Origin of the sequence: Streptococcus sp. CL5.50, assembly GCF_049738015.1 — a bacterium.
Lineage (GTDB): Bacteria > Bacillota > Bacilli > Lactobacillales > Streptococcaceae > Streptococcus > Streptococcus mitis_CA.
On the sequence record NZ_JBKOTR010000008.1, the window covers coordinates 86,180 to 105,403 of the forward strand.

General features: G+C 37.2%; 23 protein-coding genes. 19 read left to right on the forward strand and 4 right to left on the reverse strand.

All coding sequences use genetic code 11. The annotated features are described in order from the left end of the window. Nucleotides 1-111 precede the first annotated feature (111 nt). From ACLNCV_RS06690 to ACLNCV_RS06705, 4 genes are all read left to right on the forward strand, one after another. Nucleotides 112-1,977 (forward strand): AAA family ATPase, encoded by a 1,866-nt coding sequence (locus ACLNCV_RS06690; RefSeq protein ID WP_261011202.1) that lies wholly within the window; start codon nucleotides 112-114, stop codon nucleotides 1,975-1,977. Between the two features lie 135 nt (nucleotides 1,978-2,112). Then, a complete protein-coding gene (locus ACLNCV_RS06695; protein WP_000999613.1) occupies nucleotides 2,113-3,066 on the forward strand; it encodes a helix-turn-helix transcriptional regulator in 954 nt (317 codons plus the stop codon). An 80-nt stretch (nucleotides 3,067-3,146) separates the two neighbouring features. After that, nucleotides 3,147-3,950, forward strand: a complete 804-nt coding sequence (locus tag ACLNCV_RS06700) for a hypothetical protein (protein ID WP_000091993.1) — start codon at nucleotides 3,147-3,149, stop codon at nucleotides 3,948-3,950. Nucleotides 3,951-3,955: 5 nt separating this feature from the next. Then, the gene (locus ACLNCV_RS06705; protein ID WP_000386831.1) at nucleotides 3,956-4,858 is read left to right on the forward strand and encodes a hypothetical protein; all 903 of its coding nucleotides are present in this window, start codon (nucleotides 3,956-3,958) and stop codon (nucleotides 4,856-4,858) included. A 207-nt stretch (nucleotides 4,859-5,065) separates the two neighbouring features. Here the strand turns inward: ACLNCV_RS06705 and ACLNCV_RS06710 are convergent, their stop codons facing one another. Further along, nucleotides 5,066-5,266, reverse strand: a complete 201-nt coding sequence (locus ACLNCV_RS06710; protein ID WP_001098347.1) for a hypothetical protein — start codon at nucleotides 5,264-5,266, stop codon at nucleotides 5,066-5,068. Between the two features lie 176 nt (nucleotides 5,267-5,442). Here ACLNCV_RS06710 and rpsP point away from each other — a divergent pair, with 176 nt between their 5' ends. The 8 genes from rpsP to ACLNCV_RS06750 all read left to right on the forward strand — a co-directional run bounded on the left by rpsP (nucleotide 5,443) and on the right by ACLNCV_RS06750 (nucleotide 9,407). Next, a complete protein-coding gene (rpsP, locus tag ACLNCV_RS06715; protein ID WP_000268760.1) occupies nucleotides 5,443-5,715 on the forward strand; it encodes a 30S ribosomal protein S16 in 273 nt (90 codons plus the stop codon). Nucleotides 5,716-5,734: 19 nt separating this feature from the next. Next, a complete protein-coding gene (gene kphA, locus ACLNCV_RS06720) occupies nucleotides 5,735-5,974 on the forward strand; it encodes an RNA-binding protein KphA (RefSeq protein WP_000379617.1) in 240 nt (79 codons plus the stop codon). Between the two features lie 43 nt (nucleotides 5,975-6,017). Next, the gene (locus ACLNCV_RS06725) at nucleotides 6,018-6,344 is read left to right on the forward strand and encodes a MazG nucleotide pyrophosphohydrolase domain-containing protein (protein ID WP_033688581.1); all 327 of its coding nucleotides are present in this window, start codon (nucleotides 6,018-6,020) and stop codon (nucleotides 6,342-6,344) included. A 7-nt stretch (nucleotides 6,345-6,351) separates the two neighbouring features. Next, nucleotides 6,352-6,903, forward strand: coding sequence for a hypothetical protein (locus ACLNCV_RS06730; protein WP_023943056.1), 552 nt, complete (start codon nucleotides 6,352-6,354; stop codon nucleotides 6,901-6,903). A gap of 107 nt (nucleotides 6,904-7,010) precedes the next feature. After that, entirely contained in the window at nucleotides 7,011-7,799 is a 789-nt protein-coding gene (locus ACLNCV_RS06735; protein WP_261033960.1) for an alpha/beta fold hydrolase, read from the forward strand. 30 nt (nucleotides 7,800-7,829) lie between these two features. Beyond that, the gene (gene rimM, locus ACLNCV_RS06740) at nucleotides 7,830-8,348 is read left to right on the forward strand and encodes a ribosome maturation factor RimM (RefSeq protein ID WP_084926481.1); all 519 of its coding nucleotides are present in this window, start codon (nucleotides 7,830-7,832) and stop codon (nucleotides 8,346-8,348) included. Then, entirely contained in the window at nucleotides 8,338-9,057 is a 720-nt protein-coding gene (trmD, locus tag ACLNCV_RS06745) for a tRNA (guanosine(37)-N1)-methyltransferase TrmD (protein WP_000686933.1), read from the forward strand. The genes rimM and trmD overlap by 11 nt, the downstream gene beginning before the upstream one ends. A gap of 11 nt (nucleotides 9,058-9,068) precedes the next feature. Beyond that, nucleotides 9,069-9,407, forward strand: coding sequence for an ATP cone domain-containing protein (locus tag ACLNCV_RS06750; RefSeq protein WP_001196040.1), 339 nt, complete (start codon nucleotides 9,069-9,071; stop codon nucleotides 9,405-9,407). A 30-nt stretch (nucleotides 9,408-9,437) separates the two neighbouring features. On the opposite strand, the gene ACLNCV_RS06755 is transcribed toward ACLNCV_RS06750, so the two are convergent. Next, the gene (locus ACLNCV_RS06755) at nucleotides 9,438-9,758 is read right to left on the reverse strand and encodes a hypothetical protein (protein WP_084926479.1); all 321 of its coding nucleotides are present in this window, start codon (nucleotides 9,756-9,758) and stop codon (nucleotides 9,438-9,440) included. A 98-nt stretch (nucleotides 9,759-9,856) separates the two neighbouring features. Between ACLNCV_RS06755 and ACLNCV_RS06760 the strand changes: the two genes are divergently transcribed. Next, entirely contained in the window at nucleotides 9,857-10,072 is a 216-nt protein-coding gene (locus ACLNCV_RS06760; RefSeq protein WP_000807422.1) for a YdbC family protein, read from the forward strand. A gap of 53 nt (nucleotides 10,073-10,125) precedes the next feature. Here the strand turns inward: ACLNCV_RS06760 and ACLNCV_RS06765 are convergent, their stop codons facing one another. Both ACLNCV_RS06765 and gor read right to left on the reverse strand, forming a co-directional pair. Continuing rightward, entirely contained in the window at nucleotides 10,126-10,662 is a 537-nt protein-coding gene (locus tag ACLNCV_RS06765; protein WP_173876017.1) for a biotin transporter BioY, read from the reverse strand. Between the two features lie 188 nt (nucleotides 10,663-10,850). After that, entirely contained in the window at nucleotides 10,851-12,197 is a 1,347-nt protein-coding gene (gene gor, locus ACLNCV_RS06770) for a glutathione-disulfide reductase (protein ID WP_033684941.1), read from the reverse strand. Between the two features lie 289 nt (nucleotides 12,198-12,486). Here gor and ACLNCV_RS06775 point away from each other — a divergent pair, with 289 nt between their 5' ends. The 6 genes from ACLNCV_RS06775 (at nucleotide 12,487) to ACLNCV_RS06800 (ending at nucleotide 19,188) form a co-directional block, all read left to right on the forward strand. After that, complete coding sequence (locus ACLNCV_RS06775; RefSeq protein ID WP_424845029.1) at nucleotides 12,487-13,695, forward strand: efflux RND transporter periplasmic adaptor subunit; 1,209 nt, start codon at nucleotides 12,487-12,489, stop codon at nucleotides 13,693-13,695. After that, nucleotides 13,679-14,380, forward strand: a complete 702-nt coding sequence (locus ACLNCV_RS06780; RefSeq protein WP_173876019.1) for an ABC transporter ATP-binding protein — start codon at nucleotides 13,679-13,681, stop codon at nucleotides 14,378-14,380. Before ACLNCV_RS06775 ends, ACLNCV_RS06780 begins: the two co-directional genes overlap by 17 nt. Before the next feature lies 1 nt (nucleotide 14,381). Next, nucleotides 14,382-15,641 carry an ABC transporter permease gene (locus tag ACLNCV_RS06785; RefSeq protein ID WP_261011207.1) on the forward strand — a complete coding sequence of 420 codons (1,260 nt, stop codon included), beginning with the start codon at nucleotides 14,382-14,384 and terminating at the stop codon, nucleotides 15,639-15,641. A gap of 124 nt (nucleotides 15,642-15,765) precedes the next feature. Continuing rightward, complete coding sequence (metG, locus tag ACLNCV_RS06790) at nucleotides 15,766-17,763, forward strand: methionine--tRNA ligase (protein WP_265483262.1); 1,998 nt, start codon at nucleotides 15,766-15,768, stop codon at nucleotides 17,761-17,763. Between the two features lie 285 nt (nucleotides 17,764-18,048). Next, nucleotides 18,049-18,369 (forward strand): PadR family transcriptional regulator, encoded by a 321-nt coding sequence (locus ACLNCV_RS06795; protein ID WP_045611355.1) that lies wholly within the window; start codon nucleotides 18,049-18,051, stop codon nucleotides 18,367-18,369. Nucleotides 18,370-18,372: 3 nt separating this feature from the next. Beyond that, nucleotides 18,373-19,188 carry a hypothetical protein gene (locus ACLNCV_RS06800; protein WP_424845024.1) on the forward strand — a complete coding sequence of 272 codons (816 nt, stop codon included), beginning with the start codon at nucleotides 18,373-18,375 and terminating at the stop codon, nucleotides 19,186-19,188. The last annotated feature ends 36 nt before the right edge of the window (nucleotides 19,189-19,224 follow it).

Below are 19,224 nucleotides of genomic sequence, written 5' to 3' on the forward strand. Positions count from 1 at the left end.
AGATTACTTTTTTGGGTGTTCTTTTTTATTTTCTTAAAAAATAATTAACTAGACAATAAATGTCCATCCTTTTTTGTAAAATTAATTTATTATAAAAAGAGGTGAGAGTGAATGAATTACTATCAAGTTGAATTTAAGAATCCTGATGATTTTTTTAAAACTCAGACGAATGATTTTATTACGTCTAATCATTTAATTTTTTTGAAAGAAGGAGAATCATACTATCTTATTTCTCAAGAAAATTACAATGACCAAGAAATTATGAAAAAAATAAATGATTTTTTTGATTATGAGTTCTTACTAGCTAAGGTAGAGCCTTTAATAGAAAGTGATTTTATCAAGAAACTTGGCAGAAGTGATATAGGAGATTTAGTCAAATTCTTACTTAGTGCAGAAAAAGAAAGATTTTCTGAACAATTAAAACCCAATTTAGAAAAGTTGGACGAGTTGAATGATATTATTGCCCTAATTGAATTTAAAGGAGCTATTCGAGAATTCATTGATTATATATCCTTCCAAGAAAAAATAAGCAATAATGAAAATCAACAACATTTTTATATTTTTACTGGTGAGAAAGGAACGGGTAGAAAGTTTGCAATCAAGTTTCTAGAGTCTATCTTTGGTATGAATGCGATATTTGTTAATTGCAATCATTATTTTGTTCCTAAAATGAGTGAAAAATATTTCGCTGTATTAGTTGATTATCTTTCGGCAAGATCAAAAACAAAATCAGATATTTTTGATAATTTTCGACAAAAGAAGGGGAATTCCTTTAATATTATTATTTCTAGAAGCATTCAAGAAGCAGAAGCTATTAGAAAAGAGTTACTCGATGTTTTTAATAAGGTATCAATTATTAATTTCCCCCGGTATGATGAATCAGAGCTTAAAGGAATTGGTATTCAAATGCTAAATCAAAAAGGTGTTCATTTGAGTAACGAAGATTTTGAACGATTAGTAGCTGAAAATCACGTGCTAAAGGATGCCAAAGAAGTTCGCCTTTTTGTTCAAGAGCTTATTGAATTTGCAGTGCAAAATAATTATGATCCTTCAGAAAAAAATGAATTAAATCTCGATGGATTCATTCTCCAAAATAAATCTTCAGTTGAAGATGAAGAAAATGCGGAGAAAAAGCTGAGTGAATTAATTGGTTTAGAAGAAGTGAAAATGGTCCTAAAGCAGCAGTTAGCATATAGTCGAGTTTCTGTAATGCGTCAGGCACATGGATTTAGTAACGAAGTATTAAATCGTCATCTTGTTTTTTCCGGAAATCCTGGGACTGGGAAAACTGTAGTTGCTAGGCTCTTTTCAGAAATTTTATACAACAATAAGATAATTAAAGAGAATAAGTTAGTGGAGGTAGGTAGAACGGAATTAGTTGGTGAATATGTTGGTCAAACTGCTCCAAAAGTAAAAAGAGTTTTTGATGATGCAAGAGGGGGAGTACTCTTTATAGATGAGGCCTATAGTCTTATTCCAAGTAGTGATAGAGATTTCGGACATGAAGCTATTTCAGCGATTATACAGGAAATGGAAAATCGTCGGGATGAGGTTTTGGTTATTTTTGCTGGTTATGAAGAATTGATGGCTCAATTCATTGAAACTAATCCAGGATTATCCTCTAGAATTTCCAGAGAAATAAAATTTTTCGATTATACAATTGATCAACTAATTGCTATTTTAGAATTGATGATAAATAAAAGACATTATCAATTAACCGACGATTGTAAGATGGTACTACGTCAGCATTTTTCAGAAGTTGTAAATTGTAGCAATTTTGGAAATGCTCGATACGTTCGTAAATTAGTAGATGAGATTGTCTTCTGTCAAGCACAACGCGTGGTTGAAGGTGATAAGATTCAATTAGAAGATGAAAACTTTTTAAATCAAATTACATTGACAGATATCAATAAGGCTATTGTAGCTATTGAAGCAAAATCTTCAAAATCAATATCGTTGATAGGATTCGGAAGGTAGAGAAATCTATAGTAGGCTCTAAAAGAAGAAATCGGTGCTTGAAAAAGAGTACTATCAGTAAAAGATTTGAACTAAGAAATTGATTGAATCTGAACCATTGGGAATGCTATAATATTAGTAAAGGATTAGAATTATATGAACGACCAAGAACGCTTATTAACTATATTTTTACGCTTACAGTCTGGCGCGCATTTATCTAAGGCTCAGCTTGCTGATGAATTTGGTGTTAGTGAAAAAACTATACAACGAGATTTTTCTCTCTTGTCTGGTTTCTTAGATACACAACCAATGGTTGCAGCAGAGCTTGCTTATGATGCAAAGCACCATACAAGATACTTAAAAGGAAAATCTTTGTTTAATAAAAAGGATATTCTTGTAATTTCAAAGATTTTACTAGAAAATCGATCTTTGAATAAGGAAGAAAACAAGTCATTACTTGATAGTTTATTAGCACTTATTTCAAAAGATGAGCAAAATGAAGTTTCCAGTATTATTGCAAGTGAGTTGCTAAATTATGCACCATTGTCAGATACACAAAATCGTATTGATAAGGTTTGGGAATGGTCTGAAATGATTCGTAAGGAATTGCTACTAGATATTGAATATCAATCTCCCTATAATACTAAAAAGCATCATACCATTTTCCCGGTATCGCTTTATTATGATACTCATTACTTTTACATAGTAGCTTATAATTTAGTTTTTGATTCTTATATGACCTTGAAACTAGATAGAATTCTTAGTTGGGTAGAATCTAAAGAAAAGAAAAAACCTTCTCTCTCATATGGAAGAAAATTTCGTGATGGAGACATTCGTAATAAACGTGTAGATCCATTCATAGGAAAAGAGTTAAAGATCAGAGTCCTATTTGTCAATGATTCAGCAATTGTTGTTGATCAATTCCCAACAGCAAAAATTATTGAAAAAACATCAAATGGTAATATTATTGAATTTGTGAGTCAGGATACACCAGGGCTGAAGAGGTGGCTATTGGGTCAAGCGGAATCCTTAAGGGTATTGTCTCCACAGTCGTTAATTGATGACATGAAGATTCTTATTAAGAAAATGGAAGAAAATTACATTGACTAGATGTTTGAGAAAGACTGGGAGAAAGTTTTATCTGTTATAAAAGAATACTGTGAATTTCACCAACTAAAGGAGAAGATGAAATGAGTAGAGTTATATATAGAACTCGTCCATTTAGCCCCTACGCTAAGTATAGCAAGTATTGGAACGAATACATTCAAGAGGGTGACGAGATTATTAAGTACGTTTTTAATAAAGTTAAATTTCCCGACAGAGAATTAAGAAATAAAATATACTCAGATGAGAAACAAAGATGGACTATAGGTGATATTAATCTTCCTGATTGGTTATATGGATATGTGGTCAACGCTGATTTATCTGACAATGCCAAAAAAATTGTCAAACAATGGAGATTAGAGAAGTATATTTTTGAGTTAAATAATTACAAAGAAAAAGGCTATTTCATTGATGAAGAAAAGAAAATTGTGATAACGGATCGGGAAATATTAATGTTCCGAGAAGACTCAGAAATACCTTATTGGGATAAAATCACTTCCTTAGTAAAAGAAGCTTATAATCGTATTCGTATTACGCCTCAAATGTTGGAGTTGGTAAAAAAAGATTTTGAGACTCAAACAGTGGATTATGAAATACTTTGTGAAATGGCTGAACAAAATAGGAAGAAAAACGAAGAGAAAGAAAAAGAATTTTTAGCCAAGCAGCAAGAATTACAAGAGAAAAAAGATTACGAAGTAGCTATTCAATTGTTTTTAAGACTACAAAAAAACTTAGTTGATATAAAGCCAAAGTTAAGTGAAGAAGGAAGAAAAGAAATTGATCATCTTCTTAATTTAATCGATGAATCAGAAGTAAGTCGTGTTAGATATGATATTTTACATCAAGCGGGAGTCGAAATAATCTTGAAAGAAAAAAGTAAGAGAGGCTAATTTGAATGGATTATGTGACTAGAATACATTTAAAAAGAGACGATAACATTAGGAAAGAGTTAATTGGCTTCTGTTTAAATAATTCTGAACAGTATCTTGCACTTGGTTGGAGTCGCTTAAGTAGCGATATTCGGGAAGAAGACTTTAATGAATACTATGGACGAATAAAAAAAGAAAGAGGCAGAGCGAATCCAGCAATAAATGTTTTTAAGGATGCTCAGATAGATGATTTATTCTGGACACGAGATTTAAGTGGAAATTATTGGATATGTAAAGCGAAATCTCAAGCCAAAGTAGTTTGTGATACTCATTTGGATATTGGATCAGTTATCCAAGTTGATGCATTTAACGTGGGAATGCAAGTCCCTGGACAGATAAAGTCATCGTTTAATAGACCTCTTGGTGGTACAGTTGAGAGGATACGGGATAAAAGCATAATTGAATATTCAAAATTGATATTTAATAAATTTTCGAAAAAGAATTATTTTGAGGTAACAACCTATAGTGGAGGTCTCCTCGATAATCTACCTGAATTTGATTTAGAAGAACTTGTCATCTCATATCTTCAAATTAAGGAAAACTACTATGTCCTTTCTAATTCAATTGCAAAGAAATCAACTACTATAAAAATTGAATGTGAAATGATTTCAAGAGAAATTGATAACCCGAGAAAAGCAGTAGTTCAAGTGAAAGGAAAGAAAGCAAAGGAACTTGACGCCTTAGAATTTAAACAATACTTAGATGAAGGCTATATAGTATATTTATATGCTCCGAGAGTGATAAATTTAGATAAGATTGAAAATGTAGTTAGGATAGGGGACAACGATTTGTTAGATTTCTATGAGAAGTATAAGTTGATCCTACCAGCATCTATCACTCAGTGGGAAAACTTATTTATTGGGGATTGATAAATGATGAATATGTCGCAATTTCATGAATATATAATTGTATGAACTTTTTAGTAAAATTTAGCTCAATTCGTGTGTTTTTAGGGTGAAATTCACACCATTTAATTGAAAGTTATTCAAATTAGATGAAAATTTGTTTTCTAAAAAAACGAGAAAACGTTGATTTTAAGAGAATTTTGAATCATATTCGAATGGAAATTTTTAAAATCATGTTTCGGTGGTAAAAGTTCCAAAGTGGATTCTCCATAGTAGAATGATATCTCCTGCCAGGAGATTGTCTTTAAGTAGTACCATATTTCGTTTAGGAACGGGCTTGGGATTTAGGAGCCAAGCATCCACATCACGTTCAGGAGAGATAAAGGTTTTGACTTGATGGTCTTTGTAAATGTTCTCTATTGTAGTATTCATAAAGTTTCTCTTTCTAATTTATCTTTATTAGTCTAACCAATTTATAAATGGTGTAAAAATTTTATAGTCTGTCAAGTTTTTTTCTTGACACCTGTCAGGAATCTGATATAATAGAACATGTGCTAAATAGCTCAGCTATTTCACCGAAATAAAAAATAAGAAAAGAGACTTTAAAAATGGCAGTTAAAATCCGTTTGACTCGTATGGGTTCTAAGAAAAAACCTTTCTACCGTATCAACGTAGCAGATTCACGTTCACCACGTGACGGACGTTTCATCGAAACAGTTGGAACTTACAACCCACTTGTTGCTGAAAACCAAGTAACTTTGAAAGAAGACCGCGTTCTTGCATGGTTGGCTGATGGAGCTCAACCTTCAGATACAGTTCGCAACATCCTTTCAAAAGAAGGTGTATTGAAGAAATTCCACGATTCTAAATTCTCAAAATAAATTTAAAGTAGGTTGACAGATGGATACGATTGAAAATCTCATTATTGCGATTGTGAAACCCTTGATTTCACAACCAGATGCCTTAACTATCAAGATTGAAGATACACCAGAGTTTTTGGAATATCATTTGGATCTTGATCAAAGCGATGTGGGTCGTGTAATCGGTCGTAAGGGTCGCACTATTTCTGCGATAAGAACGATTGTCTACTCTGTCCCAACTGAAGACAAAAAAGTAAGAATCGTTATTGACGAAAAATAAGAAGGGCGGGACGAATGTCTCGCTTTTTTTGCAAGGAGAAAGAATGAGAGATTTAACAGTTAGACAACTAGAGGAATATTTACTTGACCATTACCGACAATCTAGAACAGAAGAAGGGCTTTTTATTAAGCTAGTAGAAGAAGTTGGAGAAGTTGCTGAGGTTTTAAATGGACGCTCTGGTCGAAAAGAGGGAGTTCAAGATTCGAACGAGGAACTAGCAAAAGAATTGGCTGATATCATTCACTACACTGTCGCAATTGCGGCCATCAACGACATAGATCTAACCAAGACCATTTTTGAAAAAGACAAAAAGGCGGCTATCAAATATCAGCATGAACGAGATTTGGAAGGCTTTTTGAAAGAAAACTGAAAAAAGAATGAATATTGATTGTGTTTTTAACATAGATTGGTCAATGTATATTGATTGGCTATTACGAATTTTACAAATTGCAACATTTATTGCTGTGATTATAAAGATAACGTTCCAAAATAAGGTTTATATCAATAATATTGAAATCAAGGAAATTAAACCATTCGAGTTTGAATCTTTACATACAAATTTTCACTATATTCATGAATTTACACATAATATAAGTAGCAAACCTTTTAATCATTTGATTTTTTATCCCAAAGAAGTTGATATTGAAATAGTAGAATTTTATTCTTTAAACTATGATTCAAGAAACGATTGTTTGATTGTAAATAATAAACTGCATACAGTTAAAAATTTAAAGAATTATACATGCTTATTGATTCATACAAATTTACCAGAGAATATGCCTAGTTTAAGAATGAAATGGAAAACAAGTCAGGGTGAAATTGGCGAATATACATTTTATAGCAATATGTATAACGGGAATGTAAATATCTCATCTTTCAAATATAAATTAACATTAAAGAGGAAAATATTAGCACTTTTTGGACTATAGCGGGCCCTCTATGTATTTTCCTCTAACTTGTGAAAATCTCTGTAACGTGATAAAATAAAGGATAAGGATTTTTAATAATTCATTATATAGAATGAGTGGATTTCTTTATGAAGAGGTTTGAAGTATCTACAGAAATTGGTAGTCTCTCTGTTACTTATCAAAAGCAAAAGAAAATGCTAGTTTGTTTAAGTGGCGCAGGTTTGCTACCAAGTTATGAAAATTTTTCACTTATACTTGAAAAACTTCCTCCTACAATTGGTTATTTGACTATTGATTTTCCGAACACAGGTAGGAGTCCGATTCATGACCAAGCTGGAAAAAATCTAGATAATCTTGCAGATGCGGTTTATGAAGTATTTGAAGAATTAGGGATTTCTGAATATATACTTTGTGCACATAGTTTGAGTGGAATTTTAGCTTGCAAATTGCTCAACAAACCAATTAAGTGTCATGCTTTAGTAGCAATTGAACCGACAACTAAAAACGTCATGTTTGCTGATTTTTCAGAAAATCCTTATCCAGAAATGGAAGAGCAGATGAGGCTGATTGAGGAGTGTGGTCCTAAACTTTATTTTAAGAACTTAACTCAAGCCACATTTAGCCCTGAAACTAATAAAGAAATCTGGGAATTAATGCAAGAAAAAGGTTCAGAGTTGGAAAATCAAGATACAGGATTTCAGATATCTGGAGAGATTACTGAGGAAGATTTTGAGAATGTATCGATAGAATCTCATGTCCCTGTATTTATTTTTTGTCAGCCTTATAGAGAAAAAGAGTACAGAGAATCAGAATATTGGACTTCCAATACTAAACTCATTTTAGGAGGGAATCACCATTATTTACAATGGTCAGAATCAGAAAAAATTGCGACTATTATTCGAGAATTGTCAGAATAAGATGGAAAGAAATAGACTACAGGAGACAAGATGAACTACTTTAATGTTGGGAAAATCGTCAATACGCAGGGGTTGCAGGGTGAGATGCGAGTCTTGTCTGTGACGGATTTTGCAGAAGAACGGTTTAAAAAAGGGGCTGAGCTGGCTTTGTTTGATGAAAAAGATCAGTTTGTTCAAACAGTGACCATCGCTAGCCACCGTAAACAGAAGAACTTTGACATTATTAAATTCAAAGATATGTACCATATCAACGCTATCGAAAAGTACAAGGGGTACAGTCTCAAGGTCGCTGAGGAAGATTTGAACGATTTAGATGATGGTGAATTCTACTATCATGAGATTATCGGTTTGGAAGTCTATGAGGGAGAGAACCTGATTGGAACCATCAAGGAAATCCTGCAACCAGGTGCCAACGATGTCTGGGTGGTCAAGCGGAAAGGAAAGCGTGATTTATTATTACCTTATATCCCACCAGTGGTTCTCAATGTTGATATTCCTAATAACCGCGTCGATGTGGAAATCTTAGAAGGGTTAGACGATGAAGATTGATATTTTAACCCTCTTTCCAGAGATGTTTTCTCCACTGGAGCACTCAATTGTTGGAAAGGCTCGAGAAAAAGGGCTCTTGGATATCCAGTATCATAATTTTCGAGAATATGCTGAAAAGGCCCGCCATGTCGACGATGAGCCCTACGGAGGAGGTCAGGGGATGTTGCTCCGAGCCCAACCCATTTTCGATGCCTTTGATGCTATTGAAAAGAAAAATCCGCGCGTCATTCTCCTCGATCCTGCTGGAAAGCAGTTTGATCAGGCTTATGCTGAGGATTTGGCTCAAGAGGAAGAGTTAATCTTTATCTGTGGGCACTATGAGGGTTATGATGAGCGTATTAAGACCTTGGTGACAGATGAGATTTCCCTGGGTGACTATGTCTTAACTGGTGGAGAATTGGCGGCCATGACCATGATTGATGCGACGGTTCGCCTGATTCCAGAAGTGATTGGCAAGGAGTCCAGCCACCAAGATGATAGTTTTTCTTCTGGCCTTCTTGAATATCCTCAGTACACACGTCCCTATGATTATCGAGGTATGGTTGTACCAGATGTATTGATGAGTGGTCACCATGAAAAGATTCGTCAGTGGCGATTGTATGAGAGTTTGAAGAAAACCTATGAACGCAGACCGGATTTGCTTGAACATTATCAACTGACAGCAGAAGAAGAAAAAATGCTGGCAGAAATCAAAGAAAACAAAGAATAAAGGAGAAACCTATGCAAGTAATCAAACGTGATGGAGAAATTGCTGAATTTAATCCAGATAAGATTTACCAAGCTATCTTAAAGGCAGCCCAGACTGTCTATGTATTAACAGATGATTTGCGTCAAAACCTTGCACAAGTCACTAAGAAAGTGGTTTTGGATTTGGAAGAAGCCAAGGTAGAACGTGCTACCATTAGCATGATTCAGTCTATGGTTGAACATCGTTTACTGGGTGCAGGTTACATTACCATTGCAGAACACTACATTTCCTATCGTCTACAACGTGACTTGGAAAGAAGTGGTTATGGAGATCATATCGCAGTTCATTTACATTTTGAACAAATTCGCTAAGAAAAAAGAGTGGGATGAAGCAACTACATCTCACTCTTTCTTAAATCTATTTTTTTGGGCTGTTTGGACGGTTGAAGGGACAAATCGCAGGCGTTGAATATCGCTTATGCGGATAATACGGGTCACATTTTTGGCAAAATTTTTCACGATAATTTGCTGGCGTTGCTGATCGTATTTGATGATGTCACCTGTAAAACTTGTCTCTGACAAGATAAGGTGAACAGCGGTTTGTTTCTGGATAGCCTCTTCAATAGTGGCTGTAAGGGAGTTGCTTTCAGTATGGTCAGGTTGATCATGTCCATTTAAAAAGTCATGTATTTTATCTAGAACTTGCTGGAATTTATGTCTCATAGTGGCCTCCCTTCTTTTATATCAATATTATATAAAATTTTCCTAAAATCTACAAGATTTTACGAATAAACTAATGAAAGCTAAAAAAGGAGAAGAAAATGGCAGAATTTACATTTGAAATCGAAGAGCACTTGTTGACTCTTTCTGAAAACGAAAAAGGTTGGACCAAGGAAATCAACCGTGTGAGCTTTAATGGTGCTCCTGCAAAGTTTGATATTCGTGCTTGGAGTCCAGATCATACTAAAATGGGCAAAGGGATTACTCTCTCCAATGAAGAATTTCAAACGATGGTGGATGCCTTTAAAGGCAATTAAGTTTTCAAAATGAAAGAAAAGGATATTGAGTCATGACAACTCGATATCCTTTTTTAGTTAGCAAAGTAAGCCTGATTTTTAAGGCGTTGAAGTAATGGACGGCTAATAAAACTAATAGCAATAATTTTACCAAGGTCTGGGATGATAAAGGGAAATACCCCCACAATAAGAGCTTTTTCAAATGCCATTCCAGCTAGGAAATGTAAGCTGAGAATCCCTCCGACAAAGACAAGGGCATCACCCAAGAGGTTTGCAAGAAAAATATTGACAATCCCACTCTTGCTGTTGGTTAGAGAGGAAGTAAGTCCAGAGTAAATGAGATAAAACCAAAGATAGCCTGCAGTGGGGCCAACTAAAGCCTGAAAACCAGCTCCACCTCCTGCAAAGACAGGAAGACCGATAGCACCTAGAAGAAGATAGAGTCCAACAGAAAGTACAGCCTCTCTCGGTCTGAAGACAGTAGCAATCAAGCCGATTGCAAAGTTTTGAAGAGTGAAGGGGACGGGTCCAATTGGAAGACTGATTTGTGCCAAAACAGCAATGAGAGCAGCCCCAATAGCAGGGATAGCATAAACGTGAGCTTTTTTCAAAATAGTTAACCTCTTTTCTGATGTATAGTAACTATTATACTCGTAGAGTAATTATTGTCAACCAATTTTTTAATACAAGGTAACAAAAACTGTAACGGCCGATTTGCTGACTGGGTAAGTTGTTTTCATCATTTCGTAAAACATCAAAAAAGAAGCAGACACATTTGTATCGGCTTCTTTTTTTTCGATTAACGCATAGTTACAAATTCTTCAGATGCAGTTGGGTGAATCGCCACAGTTGCGTCAAAGTCGGCCTTGGTTGCTCCCATTTTGATAGCAACAGCAAATCCTTGAATCATTTCATCAACACCATAGCCAATTCCATGAAGTCCGACAACTTTTTCTTCTGAACCAGCTGTAATCAATTTGAAACGAGTTTCTTGACGGTTGTCAGTGCAAGCAGAGTACATAGACGTAAAGCTTGATTTGTAAACCTTGATTTGGTCTTGACCGTATTCTTTAATAGCTTGCTCTTCTGTCAAACCAACAGTTCCGATAGCAGGGTGTGAAAAGACGACAGTTGGAATAGTTGAGTAATCCATTTTTGCAGTAGTTTTTCCGTTAAAGAGACGTTCAGATAGGGTACGTCCAGCTTTGATAGCAACTGGAGTTAGTTCTTTTTCACCTGTTACATCACCTAGAGCGTAGATTCCTTCAATAACAGTATTTTGGTATTCATCTACTTGGATAAAGCCACGTTCGTTCAGAGTTACTCCAGCTTTTTCAAGTTGCAAGCCCTTAACGTTTGGACGGCGACCAGTAGCCCAGATAACTTGACTAGCTGTGTGACTAGTACCATCTTCGAAATGAATGGTAATGCCTTCAGCAGTTTTTTCTAACTTAACAGGGACTTTGTGAGTGTGAAGTGGTAAGTTTGTTCTTTCCATTTCCTTGACCAGACCTTCAACGATGTAAGAATCAAAACCACGTAAAGGACGATCACGGCGAACAAAGAGGTCTGTCTTGACACCAAAAGTGTGGAGTACGCCAGCCAATTCAACGGCAATATAACCAGCGCCTAGAATAGCAACTGACTCTGGCAATTCTTCCCAAGCAAATACATCATCAGAAGAGCCACCTAGTTCAGCACCAGGAACGTTTGGAATACTGGGATGGGCACCAGTAGCAATCACGATATGTTTAGCACGAATCAGTTCACCATTTACGCTGACAGTATGAGAATCTACAAATTCAGCATGGCCTTCAATCAAGTCTACTCCGTTGCGTTTAAAACTGCCATCATAAGAAGAACGAGCGCGATCAATATAGGCTTCACGATTGCGACGTAGGGTTGCAAAGTCAAAGTTAAGATCAGTAGTTTTAAAACCGTAGTCTTCTCCAAATTGATGGAAAGTCTCAGCGATTTGCGCCCCGTACCACATGATTTTTTTAGGAACACAACCGACATTGACACATGTTCCGCCTAGTTTCTTTTCCTCAATAACGGCCGCTTTGGCTCCGTGTTCACCAGCACGGTTCATGGTAGCAATTCCTCCGCTACCTCCACCGATAGCAATGATATCATATTCTCTCATTGAAAACTCCTTTATACTCTTTTAAATAGTAGAGTGTCATTTTTTGATAGTCATATTCTATCTTTTTTTTGATGTGATTGCAAAAATCTGCTACGTTCAAAAAAATTAAAGAAAAGGCTTGCAAAAAAGAAAAATAAAGTGTATTATATAACTAGTACAACGATTGTAAAATAAATTCCGAACAATAATTAAATCCTGAAATGTCATTATTTCGTTCTGAAATGTTATTGTTTCAAATTGATAATTTTTGTATAATATTGTTAAGAACTTTAAATCAAAAAGGAGTTTCATTATGAAAAAGAATGGTAAAGCTAAAAAGTGGCAATTGTATGCAGCAATCGGTGCTGCCAGTGTAGTTGTATTAGGTGCTGGGGGCATTTTGCTCTTTAGACAACCATCTCAGACCGCGGTAAAAGATGAGCCTACTCATCTTGTTGTTGCCAAGGAAGGAAGCGTGGCGTCCTCTGTTTTATTGTCAGGGACAGTAACAGCAAAAAATGAACAATATGTTTATTTTGATGCTAGTAAGGGAGATTTAGATGAAATCCTTGTTTCTGTGGGTGATAAGGTCAGCGAAGGGCAGGCTTTAGTTAAGTACAGTAGTTCAGAAGCCCAGGCGACCTATGATTCAGCTAGCCGAGCAGTAGCGAAGGCAGATCGTCATATCAATGAACTCAATCAAGCACGAAATGAAGCTGCTTCAGCTCCGGCTCCACAGTTGCCAACGCCAGCAGGAGGCGAAGGAGCTGCAGGGCAAACTCCAGCTCCAGTCTCAGGAAATGCCGTGTCATCTATTGATGCACAACTAGGTGATGCCCGTGATGCTCGTGCAGATGCAGCAGCACAATTAAGTAAGGCTCAAAGTCAGTTGGATGCCATGACGGTTCTCAGCACTCTAGAAGGAACTGTGGTCGAAGTCAACCACAATGTTTCTAAATCTCCAACTGGAGCTAGCCAGGTGGTAGTTCATGTCGTAAGTAATGAAAACTTGCAAGTTAAGGGGGAACTATCTGAATATAACCTTGCCAACCTCTCTGTAGGACAAGAAGTAACCTTTACTTCTAAAGTTTACCAAGATAAGAGCTGGACTGGTAAGATTAGCTACATTTCTGACTACCCTAAAAACAATGGTGAAGCAGCAAGTACAGCTACTGCCGCAGCAGGTGGTAATTCTGGTTCTAAATATCCATATACCATCGATGTTACAAGTGAAATCGGTGATTTGAAACAAGGATTCTCAGTAAGTGTTGAGGTCAAGAATAAGAGTAAAGCCATTTTGGTTCCTCTAACAAGTGTTGTGACTGAAAATGATAAGAACTATGTCTGGGTACTTGACGAGCAGAAAAAGGCCAAGAAAGTGGAAGTTGGTTTGGGCAATGCTGATGCAGACAACCAAGAAATCACTTCAGGTCTGACAAATGGAGTCAAGGTCATCAGTAACCCAACGTCTTCTCTAGAGGAAGGAAAAGAGGTGAAGGCTGATGAAGCAACTAATTAGTCTAAAAAATATCTGCAGAAGCTACCGTAACGGTGACCAAGAACTGCAGGTTCTCAAAAATATCAACCTAGAAGTGAATGAGGGTGAATTTGTTGCCATCATGGGACCATCCGGTTCAGGTAAGTCAACCCTCATGAACACCATTGGGATGTTGGATACACCAACCAGTGGAGAGTATTATCTTGAAGGCCAAGAAGTGGCTGGACTTGGTGAAAAACAACTAGCCAAAGTTCGAAATCAAGAGATTGGATTTGTTTTTCAACAGTTCTTTCTCTTGTCTAAGCTTAATGCTCTTCAAAATGTAGAATTACCCTTAATTTACGCAGGAGTTTCGGCTTCAAAACGTCGCAAGTTAGCTGAGGAATATCTAGATAAGGTTGAATTGACTGAGCGTAGTCACCATTTACCTTCGGAATTATCTGGTGGTCAAAAGCAACGTGTCGCTATTGCGCGTGCCTTGGTAAACAATCCTTCTATTATCCTAGCGGACGAACCGACAGGAGCCTTGGATACCAAAACAGGTAATCAAATCATGCAACTATTGGTTGAACTAAATAAAGAAGGAACAACCATTATCATGGTAACGCATGAGCCTGAGATCGCTGCTTATGCCAAACGCCAGATTGTCATTCGAGATGGAGTTATTTCATCTGATAGTGCTCAGTTAGAAAAGGAGGAAAACTAAGATGCAGAATCTGAAATTTGCCTTTTCATCCATTATGGCCCACAAGATGCGTTCTTTCTTAACCATGATTGGGATTGTTATCGGTGTTTCCTCAGTTGTTGTGATTATGGCTCTAGGTGATTCCATGTCTCGTCAGGTCAATAAAACCATGACCAAGTCACAGAAGAATATTCATGTTTTTTTCTCGCCAATTAAAAGTAAAGATGGTTCTTTTACCCAAAAACAATCAGCTTTGACAGTTTCTGGGAAAGAAGAGGAAGTTTTTGTTGAACCACCAAAACCTCAAGAAGCTTGGGTCAAGGAAGCTGCTAATCTCAAGGGAGTGGATAGCTACTATTTAACCAACTCGACGAATGTTACCTTAACCTATAAGGATAAAAAGGTCGAACACGCTAACATGACAGGTGGAAATGTCACTTATATGGATGCGGTCGAAAATGAAATCATTGAAGGTCGTGGTCTTAGAGAGCAAGATTATAAAGATTTTGCAAGTGTGATTGTCCTAGATGATGAACTAGCCAAGAGCCTTTTTGGTTCAGCAAAAGATGCACTCAATCAGATTGTTGAAGTAAATGAAATCAGCTACCGTGTTATTGGTGTCTATGAAAGTAAAGAAGCTAAGGCTGCAAAAACCTTTGGAGTCGGAGGACTACCAATTACGACTAATATTTCTCTTGCGGTCAATTTTAACACAGACGAGATTTCAAATATTGTCTTTCGTGTTAACGATACTAGCTTGAGCCAGACTTTGGGGCCAGAGTTGGCAAGAAGAATGACAGAGATTTCAGGTCTCCAACAAGGGGAGTATCAGGTAGCAGATGCAACAGAAGCCTTCAACGAAGTTCAACAAATGTTCGGTTTTATAACTACGATTATTAGTGCCATTGCGGGGATTTCCCTCTTTGTTGGAGGGACTGGTGTTATGAACATTATGCTTGTTTCGGTGACAGAGCGTACCCGTGAGATTGGTCTCCGTAAGGCTTTGGGTGCAACGCGTGCCAATATTTTAATTCAGTTTTTGATTGAATCCATGATTTTGACCTTGCTTGGTGGAGTTATTGGTCTAACCATTGCGACAGGCTTAACCGCTATAGCTGGTCTACTCTTGCAAGGATTGATAGCTGGTATAGAAGTAGGAGTATCAATCCCAGTTGCCCTATTTAGTCTTGCAGTTTCGGCTAGCGTGGGTATGATTTTTGGAGTTTTGCCAGCCAACAAGGCATCGAAACTTGATCCAATTGAAGCCCTTCGTTATGAATAGAATAAACAAGATGGACACTCGTCTATCTTGTTTTTTGTATGGATTTCCCTATCGAAAATCCTTAAAAATGTGATATAATGAAGTGTTAGAAAAACAGGTTTCATTTGCCTGGAAAGGAAAAATTATGTCTGAAAAGAATTTTTATATTACAACGCCGATTTACTATCCATCTGGTAAACTTCATATTGGTTCTGCCTACACAACCATCGCCTGTGATGTCCTAGCCCGTTACAAACGCCTGATGGGTTACGATGTCTTTTATCTGACAGGTCTTGATGAGCATGGTCAGAAAATCCAGCAGAAAGCAGAAGAAGCTGGCATTACACCTCAAGCTTATGTTGATGGGATGGCAGTTGGAGTCAAAGAACTCTGGCAATTACTAGATATCTCATACGATAAATTTATCCGTACAACTGATGACTACCATGAAAAAGTTGTCGCACAGGTCTTTGAGCGCTTACTTGCTCAAGATGATATCTATTTGGGTGAATACTCTGGTTGGTATTCAGTCTCAGATGAGGAATTCTTTACAGAAAGCCAGCTTGCGGAAGTTTTCCGTGATGAAGCTGGAAATGTAACTGGTGGTATTGCTCCATCAGGACACGAGGTTGAATGGGTATCTGAAGAATCATATTTCCTTCGTCTTAGCAAGTACCAAGACCGTTTGGTCGAATTTTTCAAGTCCCATCCTGAATTTATCACTCCAGATGGCCGTCTGAATGAAATGCTGCGCAACTTCATTGAGCCAGGTTTAGAGGATTTGGCGGTATCTCGTACCACATTTACCTGGGGTGTACCAGTCCCATCAAATCCAAAACACGTTGTCTATGTTTGGTTTGATGCTCTACTCAACTATGTGACAGCTCTTGGCTACGATCAAGACGAACACGCTAACTTTGACAAGTTCTGGAACGGAACAGTCTTCCATATGGTTGGAAAAGACATCCTTCGTTTTCACTCAATCTACTGGCCAATCCTTCTTATGATGTTGGATATCAAATTGCCAGAACGTTTGATTGGTCATGGTTGGTTTGTCATGAAAGACGGAAAGATGTCTAAATCTAAAGGGAATGTTGTCTATCCTGAAATGTTGATAGAGCGTTTTGGACTAGATCCACTTCGTTACTACCTCATGCGTAGCCTTCCAGTTGGTTCAGACGGAACCTTCACTCCTGAAGACTATGTTGGCCGTATCAACTATGAATTAGCCAATGACCTTGGAAACCTCCTCAACCGTACGGTTTCTATGATTAACAAGTACTTTGATGGACAAATTCCTGCCTATGAAGAGGGCGTGACAGAATTTGACCATGCTCTTGCTCAAGTAGCTTCTGAATCAATTGCTGACTACCATACACACATGGAAGCAGTTGACTACCCACGTGCGCTTGAAGCAGTCTGGACTCTTATCTCTCGTACTAACAAATACATCGACGAGACAGCTCCATGGGTCTTGGCAAAAGATGAAGCACTCCGTGATCAATTGGCAAGTGTCATGAGCCACTTGGCAGCCAGCCTGCGTGTTGTAGCTCACTTGATTGAGCCATTTATGATGGAAACCAGTCGCGCGGTCTTGACTCAACTTGGCTTGGAAGAAGTAGCAAGCCTTGAGAATTTGAGCTTGGCTGACTTCCCAGCAGATGTGACTGTAGTTGCCAAAGGAACACCAATCTTCCCACGTCTGGATATGGAAGAAGAAATCGCCTATATCAAGGAACAAATGGAAGGCAATAAACCAGCAGTCGAAAAAGAATGGAATCCAGACGAAGTCGAACTCAAACTAAACAAGGATGAAATCAAGTTTGAAGACTTTGACAAGGTTGAAATCCGTGTCGCAGAAGTCAAAGAAGTGTCTAAAGTAGAAGGTTCAGATAAGTTGCTTCAATTCCGCCTAGATGCAGGTGATGGAGAAGATCGTCAAATTCTTTCAGGAATTGCAAAATACTATCCAAACGAACAAGAATTGGTCGGCCAGAAAGTCCAAATCGTTGCTAACCTCAAACCTCGTAAGATGATGAAGAAATATGTCAGTCAAGGGATGATCCTCTCAGCTGAACATGATGGAAAATTAACCCTTCTCACAGTTGATCCAGCTGTACCAAACGGAAGTGTGATTGGATAAAAAGAGACAGGACTAGTTCAGGCTAGTTCTGTTTTTTGTTTATACTCAATGAAAATCAAAGAGCAAACTAGGAAACTAGCCGCAGGTTGCTCAAAGCACTGCTTTGAGGTTGTAGATGAAACTGACAAAGTCAGTTACATATACATACGGTAAGGCGACGCTGACGTTGTTTGAAGAGATTTTCGAAGAGTATTAACTATTATGCTTTACAAACTAGTGTGAAAGTGGTATATTATAAATGAAGTTACTAGTAGGTATTACAAAATAGATTAGAAGGGAGAAGTGATGAAAGAAACTCAGCTATTAAAAGGTGTTCTTGAAGGTTGTGTCTTGGATATGATTGGTCAAAAAGAGCGGTATGGTTATGAGTTGGTTCAGACTTTGCGAGAGGCTGGATTTGACACTATCGTTCCAGGAACTATTTATCCTTTGTTGCAAAAGTTAGAAAAAAATCAATGGATAAGAGGCGACATGCGCCCGTCGTCAGATGGTCCAGATCGGAAGTATTTTTCGTTAACTAAAGAAGGAGAAGAGCGTGTCTCGGTCTTTTGGCAACAATGGGACGATTTGAGTCAAAAAGTAGAAGGAATTAAGAATGGAGGGTAAACCATGAAGAAAATGAAGTATTATGAAGAAACAAGCGCTTTGCTACATGAGTTTTCTGAGGAGAATCAAAAGTATTTTGAGGAACTGTGGGATAGTTTTAATCTTGCTGGATTTCTCTATGATGAGGACTATCTCAGAGAGCAGATCTATTTGATGATGCTAGATTTCTCAGAAGCAGAACGAGACGGGATGAGTGCAGAGGATTATCTAGGTAAGAATCCTAAAACAATAATGAAAGAGATGCTCAAGGAAGCACCTCGCAGTTCTATCAAAGAGTCCCTTTTGACGCCAATTCTTATTTTAGCAGTATTACGCTACTATCAACTATTAGGTGATTTTTCTAAAGGTCCTCTCTTAACAGTCAATTTGCTTACGTTTTTAGGCCAACTTCTTCTTTTTCTGGTCGGATTTGGGCTTGTGGCTACAATTTTACGAAGAAGTTTAGTCCAAGATTCTCCTAAGATGAAAATTGGCACTTATATTGTCGTTGGAAGTCTTGTTCTGCTAGTCGTTCTAGGATATGTAGGAATGGCAAGTTTCATACAAGAAGGGGCCTTTTATCTTCCTGCTCCCTGGGATAGTTTCCTTGTCTTTACGCTTTCTCTAGTCATCAGTATTTGGAATTGGAAAGAAGCGGTCTTTCGTCCCTTTGTCAGTATGATTGTTGCCCATCTTATTGTAGGTTCTCTGCTCCGTTACTATGAGTGGATGGGAATTTCAAATGTTTTTCTTACAAAAGTTATTCCTTTAGCTGTCCTCTTTATTGGAATCTTTGTCTTGTTCCGTGGGTTTAAGAAGATAAAATGGAGTGAAATATAGTCAAAAAGCCGTTGCAAAGCGGTTTTTTGTTATAAT